Genomic DNA, 8,067 nt, shown 5'->3' with positions numbered 1-8,067 from the left:
GTGCGGGCAAAACGCACCTCGCCCTGCCTTTGGAAAAAATCGTTTTCAATCACCTGGATGTACACCGCCCGCCCCACCAGACCGGCAAAAGACAAGGCAATGGCGGCCACGATGAACTTGCTGCGCCACACCGGCGTGGGACTGGCCAGCAAGGGGCTGGAGGTGTAGGCAATGCTGCGGCTCATGGCTTGCGTCCCTCGACCGCGCTGGCCGGGCGATCAGCTGCAGGACTGGCCTCTGACACGACGGTGCTATTGGCGTAACTGACATAGGTGGTCACCGCCGGGGTCGCCGCACGCATTTGCAATTTCGATCTGGCCAGGCTTTCAACCCGTGCCGAGGTGGCCTGAGCCCGTTTTTCCACCTGCAAGCGCTCGTTTTCACTTGCCAGCTTGAGCGCTTGCGATTTGGCCCGGTCGAGTTCGGAATAGAGCCGGCGCGACTGGTATTGCACATTGACCAGGTACAGCGCGCTGAGCAACACGCCCAGCAGCAGCATCAGATTGAGCCGCATCATGAACGCGCCTCCGTTGTAGCTGGAGCGAGGCGCTCGGCCACCCGCATGATGGCGCTGCGCGAGCGCGGGTTGGCAGCCACTTCGGCCGCACCGGGCCTGACGCGCGCCAGCACCTTGAACTGCATCACCTGAGGCGCGGCAAATGGCGCCCGGCGGTCAAACACCTCGCGCGAATGTTTGGCCAGAAACTGTTTGACGATGCGATCTTCGAGCGAATGAAAACTGATCACCACCAGGCGCCCGCCGGGCTGCAGCACCTGGAGTGTGGCCGCTAGCGCCTGTTGCAGCTCTTCAAGCTCGGCATTGATGTAAATCCGAAAAGCCTGAAATGTGCGCGTTGCAGGGTCCTTGCCCGGCTCGCGGGTTTTGACCGCGCCAGCCACGATTCTGGCCAGTTCAGTGGTGGTTGAAATAGCGCCCCCTGCCTGTCGGCGCGCAACAATCGCCTTTGCAATGGCGCCAGCAAACCGTTCTTCACCATAGTCACGGATGACCTCCAGAATTTCGTCAAGCTCGGCATGGGCCAGCCACTCGGCCACACTTTGACCGCGCGTGGTGTCCATGCGCATGTCCAGCGGGCCTTCACCCCTGAAACTGAAACCGCGCGCCGGGTTGTCCACCTGGGGCGAACTGATGCCAAGGTCCAGCAGCACCCCGGCCACGCTGGCTGGCGGCAACTCACCCAAATGACTGAAGCCTTGATGGCGAATCGAAAAGCGCGGGTCGGTGATGGTGGCCGCCTCGGCCAGCGCATCGAGGTCCTTGTCAAACGCGATCAGACGGGCATTGGCTGGCAGACGCGACAGAATCAGGCGGCTGTGGCCACCGCGACCAAACGTGGCATCGACAAACACCGGCGCCGCGCTGGCGGGCAGCGGCTCGGCCGCCGCTTCGGCAGCGTCAGTCGCACCGAGCAAGGCATCGACTGCTTCGCTCAATAAAACGGTGGTGTGGGTCCATGCAGTTTCCACCACGGGCCTTCAGAAAGAGAAGTCCTTGAAGACATCGGGCATGTCACCCTGCATGGCTTGCGCCTCCTGGGCGTCATAAGTGGCTTTGTCCCACAACTCAAAAAAGTTGCCCATGCCCAGCAACACCGATTCCTTGGCAATTCCGGCGGCCGCACGCAGCTCCGGCGAAATCAGCACGCGCCCGGTGCCGTCGATCTCGACGTCCATGGCGTTGCCGAGAAAAATCCGTTTCCACCACTGCGCCGACATCGGCAACGCGGCAATGCGGTCACGGAATTTTTCCCATTCGGGACGCGGGAAAATCATCAGGCAGCCGTGCGGGTGCTTGGTGATGGTGATCTGGCCAGAAGCTACCGCGTTCAAGACGTCACGATGCCGGGTTGGCACAGACAGCCGACCCTTTGCATCAAGACTTAATGAGGAAGCCCCTTGAAACACGATAGCTAGCCTTTGATTTTTAAAAATGAACCGGGAAATGGTGATGCAAAAGCACAATTCACCACTAAATTGCACTTTTTTGCACTGTAGCAGCAAAAACAGTTCATGCAAACCACTTTGCAATAAATTTTTACAATGAAATCAAAGACTTAGAAGCGGTTTAGAACCTTGATTCAGGTTAAAAATCGTTCTATATGAAGTACTTAGCGTTCTAAGTGAATGTGATGCGTGAGGAAATTGGGGCGGTCTGACCCGCAAAAACACCCCTGATCAGTTGGGGTCAGAGCAAAATTGCTGCGCAATTCTTGATCTGACCCGCAAAGTTACAGGATATACCTGCTCAAATCTTCGTTCTGGCTGAGTTCACCCAGGCGCGCATCAACGTAGGCGGCATCCACCTGCACCGTCTGGCCACTCAGGTTGGCCGCATCGAAGCTGACTTCATCAAGCAGGCGCTCCATCACGGTGGACAGGCGGCGGGCGCCGATGTTTTCGGTGCGCTCATTGACATCAAAGGCAATTTGCGCCAGCCGCTGGATGCCGGCCTCCGAAAATTCAACCGTCACCTGCTCGGTGGCCAATAGTGCCTGGTATTGCTTGACCAGCGAGGCCGTGGTCTGGGTCAGGATGGCGACAAAATCTGCAACCGACAACGATTGCAGTTCGACCCGGATCGGAAAGCGCCCCTGCAACTCGGGAATCAGGTCACTGGGTTTGCTCAGGTGGAACGCGCCCGAGGCAATGAACAAAATATGGTCGGTCTTGACCATGCCGTACTTGGTCGACACGGTCGTGCCTTCGACCAGTGGCAGCAGGTCGCGCTGCACGCCCTGGCGCGAAACCTCGGCGCCGCTGCCTTCCGAACGTGAGGTGACCTTGTCGATTTCGTCAATGAAGACGATGCCGTTTTGCTCCAGCATCTGCAGCGCCTGCAACTTGATCTCGTCTTCGTTGACCAGTTTGGCGGCTTCCTCTTCGACCAGCAACTTGAGGGCCTCGGCAATCTTGAGTTTGCGTTTTTGGGTTTTGTTCTGATTGAGCTGGCCAAACATGCCGCGCAATTGTTCGGTCATTTCTTCCATGCCGGCCGGGCCCATGATCTCGAGTTGCGGTGCGTTTTGCGCCACGTCGAGCTCAATGTCGCGGTCATCGAGTTGGCCTTCGCGCAGTTTTTTGCGAAAGGTCTGGCGCGCCGTGCTCTCGGGCGCGCTGCCTTCGACGACACCAAACTCCTGGCGCGGCATCGGAATCAGGATGTCCAGCACCCGGTCTTCGGCCGCGTCTTCGGCGCGCTCGCGCACTTTTTTGGTCTCGGCCTGGCGCGTTTGCTTGACCGCAATGTCAGCCAGGTCGCGGATGATCGCGTCCACGTCCTTGCCGACATAACCCACTTCGGTGAACTTGGTGGCCTCGACCTTGATGAACGGGGCATCGGCCAGGCGTGCCAGACGACGCGCGATTTCAGTCTTGCCGACGCCCGTGGGGCCAATCATCAGGATGTTCTTGGGCGTGATCTCGCCGCGCAGCTCAAGGCCGACCTGCTGGCGGCGCCAGCGGTTGCGCAGGGCAATCGCCACCGCACGCTTGGCCTGCTGCTGGCCGACGATATGTTTGTCGAGCTCGGCGACGATTTGTTGGGGGGTTAAGGAGGACATCGGGTTAGAGCGATTCAATCGTGTGGTTCATGTTGGTGTAGATGCAGATCTCACCGGCGATTTCCAGCGATTTTTTGACCATGTCGGTGGCCGACAGGTCGGTGTGGTTGAGCAGGGCAATGGCTGCGGCCTGCGCGTAGGCGCCGCCGGAGCCGATGGCCACGATGCCGTTTTCGGGCTCCAGTACGTCGCCGTTGCCGGTGATGATGAGGGAGGCCTCCAGGTCGGCCACTGCCAGCATGGCTTCCAGACGGCGCAGTACCCGGTCGGTGCGCCAGTCCTTGGTAAGCTCAATGGCGGCGCGCACCAGATGGCCCTGGTGTTTTTCGAGTTTGGCCTCAAAGCGCTCAAACAGCGTAAAGGCATCGGCGGTGGCGCCGGCAAAACCGGCCAGCACCTTGCCGTGGTAGAGCTTGCGCACCTTGCGCGCCGTGCCCTTGACCACGATGTTGCCCAGCGTCACCTGGCCATCACCGCCAATAGCGACCTGCACCCCGGTCGGGGTGCGACGGCGCACACTGATGATGGTGGTGCCGTGAAATTGCTCCATGAAATTCCTTTGTTGGCTAATGGGTTGACGTCAGCACTTGCGCATGCTGGTTGATGCCGATCAGATTGAAAAATGCAGCGACCAAAAACGGCACATCCCTGAATTCAATCTGGCACCCGAGGGCCTGGCCCTGCGCCACCCAATTCAAGATACTGCCGGCGGCAGAAAAATCGACCCGGATCAGCTGGCTGCAAGAAATGACCACCGTCCGGTTTTTTTGTCGGGCCTCATCCAGCGCGGGCAAGCCGGGGACCACATCACCCTGAAGCTCACCCGCCAAAACCACGTCAAACAGATTTGCGGACAGTGCACCCGTCGTTAAATCCGGACCGGCCTTTGGCGCACCAGCTGACGCTTGCGGGCGCAACACACACGTTGCCGCAGACCAGGGACTGGGGGCAGTTTCGTAGGTCATGCAAAACTCAAACGCAGCCAATTCGAAGTCATCCTGCCTCTGCAAGACACGCAACAAATCCATGCGCAGGGACCACCAGAACGCAGCGGTCTGACGCGCACCCCTGGGCGTCGCTGCGCGCACCAGTTGCACCAGCACCTGCTCACCCTGAAATTCAAGACAACCCTGCTGGGCACACCAGGCGGCAAATAAAGTTGCCAACTGCTGCGCCGCTGGCGGCGTGATCTGTTTCAGGTTTGACCAATCCAGCGTCAAGCAATCCTGCGAGGGCAAATGGCTTGGCAATGGCGCCAGTGCTGGCAAATCAAGTTGTGCCGGGCAATGCCAGGCCAATGCCTGCGCTAGCGCAGCCTGGCTGGGCGCAGGTGGCTTTGCAGCCGGCAACCAGGTCGGTCCGGGAGCGCCAAATTGCTGCGAAAAATTCAAGACCTCACGCTCGAAACCGGCTTGCTGTCCCAAACATCGGTACAGATCGAACAAGGCTTGCGCTTGCGCTTGCGCCACGACCGTCAGCGTGGAATGGGTCCGCAAAGCGGTCAGCAAAACAGATTCCGCGCCCGCGTCATCGCCGTTGGCAAAGCGCACTGCGGCTTCTTCCAGATCTGGATCGGTCAACTGGTCATTGCGCTCCGGGACCCGCAATTGGGCGGAATTGAAGTCGCGGTCATCGGTCGGCTGAAACTGCAGCTTGGCACTGGGTGGGGTGTCAGCCTCGTGCGAAGAGGCGCTGATTTGTAGCGTCGGCACCTGCCCCATCATGGTGGGGAAATCGTCAAAATCAATCTGGCTGTGTTTCACCTGGGTCGAGGCAAACAGGCTGTCGTCACTGGCGCTCGTGGCCGGCGCAGGGTCGCCAAGCGGGGCTGGAACAGACTCGGTCTGAGGTGCTGGCTTTTGTCCCTTCCACCACTGTTTTGACATCTGGGCTTCGATTTCATCAATTTTTCGGATGGTCTGGGCCCGATCATCCAGATCCGTGATGCTCGTGGCAGCACCGAAGGTGGATGATTTGTTGCGCAGATCAGGCTTGGCCAGCGCTGCCTGATGCCGCAATTGACGCAGTTGATTGAATTCGGACTTGCGTATCGCATCTTCACGACGCTTGCGATCAATCATGTCCTTGAGCGTTTGCCGATTTTTGGCCAGCGTCGGCTCAAGCAGGGGATCGGGGTCGCGATCCCGATCAGGTCCGGCGTCGGCCTCGATTTTGTCCAAATCGCCCCAATGAACGCTCGGGTTGCGAACAAACTTGGCAACTTTGGCAAGTAGTCGTGAACTATTGGGTAGCGTGGCCATATCAGTCCAACCGACGCGGTATACCGTCAGACGACATGTTCAGTCACCGAACATTTTTTGCTTGAGTTCACGGCGCTGCTGTGCTTCCAGGGAAAGCGTCGCGGTGGGGCGTGCCAGCAGCCGGCCAACACCGATGGCTTCACCGGTCTCATCACAGTAACCATAGTCACCGGCATCGATACGAGTGATCGACTGTTCAATTTTTTTGAGCAGTTTGCGCTCGCGGTCCCGGGTGCGCAGCTCCAGGGCATGCTCTTCTTCAATGGTGGCACGGTCAGCGGGGTCAGGCACCACCACCGTGTCTTCACGCAAATGTTCGGTTGTTTCGCCGGCATTGTTGAGCATGTCGTTCTTGAGATTGACCAATTTCAGCCGGAAATACGCCAACTGCGTGTCGTTCATGTAGTCGTCGTCCGACATGGCCAGAATCTCGGCATCGGTGAGCTGGTTGACGGGCTTGGTTTTCCAGTTATTGGCCAGCTTCTTGTCTTTTTTGACAGACGACGCCAGGGGCGACACGATCGGCACCACGCTGGTCATTTGGGTAAAGCTGGCCTTGGCAGCCGTAGAGGCCACCGTCTGGGCCATGGAGGGCACGGTGAGTTGGGCCAGACGCGAGGAAGGACGGCCGGTGCGCACCGGCACGCCAGAGGGCGTCATCTGGGTGGTGGGTGCGCCAGCTTTGGCAACAGCCTTGGTTGCGACTGGTGCAGTCACTTTAGGGGATACGGGGGCTTGAGTAGTCACTTCTTGAAGCTTTTTCTTGGGTACGGATACAACAGGCTTGGCCACTTTGGCCACTGGCTGCTTGACAGCCACAGGTTTGCCAGCTTGAGCGGACTTGACCGCTTTCACAGGTTTGACAGCCTCAACAACGACAGCGGCTTTTTTAGCAGTCGCTTTTGGATTGGCAGTTTGCGCTTTCACGGGTGAACTCCTAACAGGTTGAACCTGAACGGTTGGCGTCTGATTTGTCATGCTGGCAAGCTCAGGCAAGGGTTTTTCACTGGCGCGCGAGTGTACAGGCTTGGCCAGTGGAAACCCCATTAGTTGCAAAAACGAGACAAACATGACACACCCGACTGCTGGTTAAAAAAACAATCTCACACAAGGCTTTGCGCCATGCCCTGCAGAAAAATATCCTTGGGCAGATCAATACCAATGAATACCATTTTGCTGCAGCGCGCTTCACCTTCAGCCCAGGCCGGCCCCAGGTCACTGCCCATCAACTGGTGCACGCCCTGGAAAATCACCTTGCGATCCGTGCCCTGCATGTAGAGCACGCCTTTGTAACGCAACATGCGCGGACCGTAGATATTGACGATGGCACCCAGAAAGTCTTCCAGCTTGGCCGGGTCGAACGCACGCTCGGAGCGGAACACAAAGCTTTTCACGTCATCTTCGTGGGCGTGGTGGTGGCCATGCTGGTGCGAGGGGTGGTCGCAATGCTCGTCATGCGCGTGGTCATGGTGCGCGTGCTCATGCGCCTCTTCCTTGAGAAAGTCCGGATCGATGTCGAGCTTGGTATTGAGGTTGAATCCCCTTAGATCGAACACCTCGCTCAACGCCACCTCGCCAAAATGCACGGCTTTTTGCGGTGCGCGCGGGTTCATGTGTTTGAGCCGGTGCATCAGGTCAGCAGTTTCCTCCGCAGACACCAGATCGGTCTTGCTGATGAATATCTGGTCGGCAAAACCGACCTGACGGCGCGCTTCCTGGCGCTCATCGAGCTGCTGGTTGGCGTGTTTGGCATCGACCAGCGTCAGGATCGAGTCGAGCAGATAACTCTCGGCAATCTCGTCGTCCATGAAAAACGTCTGCGCCACCGGGCCGGGATCGGCCAGACCGGTGGTCTCGATCACCACCCGGTCGAAGTCGAGCAGACCCTGGCGCTTTTTGGCCGCCAGCAGTTGCAGCGCTTCGCGCAGGTCCTCGCGGATGGTGCAGCAAATGCAGCCATTGCTCATCTGGATGATCTGCTCTTTGGAGTCGGTCACCAGAATATCGTTGTCAATGTTTTCTTCGCCAAACTCGTTTTCGATGATGGCAATCTTCTGGCCATGCGCCTCCGACAGCACACGTTTGAGCAGCGTGGTTTTACCGGAGCCGAGAAAACCGGTGAGGATGGTGGCAGGAATAAGGCTCATAGCAAGGCATATCGAAAGGGAGCGAGTGTAACGACCCCGGGCTGAAACTCATTTGCGCATCACCACCAATCCCTTAAG

At 58.4% G+C, this 8,067-nt stretch carries 8 protein-coding genes and 1 pseudogene; all 9 read right to left on the bottom strand.

Features of this window, described 5'->3' with window-relative positions; genetic code table 11:
* Positions 1–185: pseudogene (locus tag NDI87_RS14870) on the bottom strand (penicillin-binding protein 2); the annotation flags it as partial.
* Positions 182–517: a cell division protein FtsL gene (gene ftsL / locus NDI87_RS14865; protein ID WP_296276218.1), complete on the bottom strand. Its 336-nt coding sequence runs from the start codon at positions 515–517 to the stop codon at positions 182–184. The gene ftsL and the pseudogene NDI87_RS14870, both read right to left, overlap by 4 nt.
* Positions 514–1,488, bottom strand: coding sequence for a 16S rRNA (cytosine(1402)-N(4))-methyltransferase RsmH (gene rsmH, locus NDI87_RS14860; RefSeq protein ID WP_296276217.1), 975 nt, complete (start codon positions 1,486–1,488; stop codon positions 514–516). Before rsmH ends, ftsL begins: the two co-directional genes overlap by 4 nt.
* Before the next feature lie 9 nt (positions 1,489–1,497).
* Positions 1,498–1,926, bottom strand: coding sequence for a division/cell wall cluster transcriptional repressor MraZ (gene mraZ, locus NDI87_RS14855; RefSeq protein WP_296276216.1), 429 nt, complete (start codon positions 1,924–1,926; stop codon positions 1,498–1,500).
* Between the two features lie 323 nt (positions 1,927–2,249).
* Positions 2,250–3,581, bottom strand: a complete 1,332-nt coding sequence (gene hslU, locus NDI87_RS14850; protein WP_296276215.1) for an ATP-dependent protease ATPase subunit HslU — start codon at positions 3,579–3,581, stop codon at positions 2,250–2,252.
* A 4-nt stretch (positions 3,582–3,585) separates the two neighbouring features.
* Positions 3,586–4,131 (bottom strand): ATP-dependent protease subunit HslV, encoded by a 546-nt coding sequence (gene hslV, locus NDI87_RS14845; RefSeq protein WP_296276214.1) that lies wholly within the window; start codon positions 4,129–4,131, stop codon positions 3,586–3,588.
* Positions 4,132–4,147: 16 nt separating this feature from the next.
* Positions 4,148–5,842, bottom strand: coding sequence for an STAS domain-containing protein (locus tag NDI87_RS14840; RefSeq protein ID WP_296276213.1), 1,695 nt, complete (start codon positions 5,840–5,842; stop codon positions 4,148–4,150).
* 39 nt (positions 5,843–5,881) lie between these two features.
* Positions 5,882–6,769 (bottom strand): RNA polymerase-binding protein DksA, encoded by an 888-nt coding sequence (gene dksA, locus NDI87_RS14835; protein WP_296276212.1) that lies wholly within the window; start codon positions 6,767–6,769, stop codon positions 5,882–5,884.
* Between the two features lie 176 nt (positions 6,770–6,945).
* On the bottom strand, positions 6,946–7,989 hold the full coding sequence (locus NDI87_RS14830) for a GTP-binding protein (RefSeq protein ID WP_296276211.1): 1,044 nt from the start codon (positions 7,987–7,989) through the stop codon (positions 6,946–6,948).
* Between the last annotated feature and the right edge of the window lie 78 nt (positions 7,990–8,067).

Source organism: Rhodoferax sp., assembly GCF_023701345.1.
GTDB lineage: Bacteria > Pseudomonadota > Gammaproteobacteria > Burkholderiales > Burkholderiaceae_C > Rhodoferax.
The sequence above is the reverse complement of the archived record's forward strand: the minus strand, read 5'-3'. Positions and strand labels throughout refer to the sequence as shown.

What these genes read in the sequence shown, in the direction of transcription:
- ftsL (WP_296276218.1), bottom strand. Translation starts at nt 517, where the DNA reads ATGATGCGGCTCAATCTGATGCTGCTGCTGGGCGTGTTGCTCAGCGCG.
- hslU (WP_296276215.1), bottom strand. Translation starts at nt 3,581, where the DNA reads ATGTCCTCCTTAACCCCCCAACAAATCGTCGCCGAGCTCGACAAACAT.
- hslV (WP_296276214.1), bottom strand. Translation starts at nt 4,131, where the DNA reads ATGGAGCAATTTCACGGCACCACCATCATCAGTGTGCGCCGTCGCACC.
- NDI87_RS14840 (WP_296276213.1), bottom strand. Translation starts at nt 5,842, where the DNA reads ATGGCCACGCTACCCAATAGTTCACGACTACTTGCCAAAGTTGCCAAG.
- NDI87_RS14830 (WP_296276211.1), bottom strand. Translation starts at nt 7,989, where the DNA reads ATGAGCCTTATTCCTGCCACCATCCTCACCGGTTTTCTCGGCTCCGGT.